Source organism: Bacillus pseudomycoides DSM 12442 (assembly GCF_000161455.1).
Lineage (GTDB): Bacteria > Bacillota > Bacilli > Bacillales > Bacillaceae_G > Bacillus_A > Bacillus_A pseudomycoides.
Genome location: NZ_CM000745.1, coordinates 5,699,797 through 5,700,352 on the forward strand (window position 1 = coordinate 5,699,797; position 556 = coordinate 5,700,352).

1 protein-coding gene is annotated in these 556 nt (G+C 32.2%); it reads right to left on the reverse strand.

Features of this window, described 5'->3' with window-relative positions; translation table 11 throughout:
* Positions 1 to 556: HBL/NHE enterotoxin family protein (locus BPMYX0001_RS28790; RefSeq protein ID WP_157753687.1), on the reverse strand; the 556-nt coding region annotated here is incomplete at both ends.

Here is a 556-nt window from a genome sequence, read left to right on the forward strand (position 1 = left end):
GTTAATTTCTTTTCCTTTGTTATACGCTGCCACCGCTGTTTGGGCAGCCGGTTCAATGATATCTTTTGAAAGATTATAGACTTCTTTGAATATAGTAAGTCCTTGTTCATTTAAAGCTCCCGGTAACAATGCTATTTGTTGTAAATCATTTTGAATTGATTTTTGGGTATTTTGTAATTCATTTTTTAGCTGGTCTATTTTCCCTGTTCCCTCTGAACTTAGTACACCCTGTGCTTTTGTCACATCAGTATCGAGATCTTTAAGCTTATTATCAAGCTGTAATTTAAGATCTGTTAATTCATTAATCTGACGTTGTACGTTTTCTTGGTTTGTCATAGCTTTATCTTGAAGAACTTCAAGTCTATCCAAGAACCCTTCTTTATCTTCTTTATTATCTACAAACTGTTTTAATGTTGGGTAATAGCTATTAAATTGAGTTACAAATCCTTTACTTTTTGAATTTAATAGAATTAATTTTGGATAAAGTTCCGATGACCATTCTGTCATATCTTTCTTGATTAGGGATTGGTTCGTATTTAAAGATGGAACTTCCTCT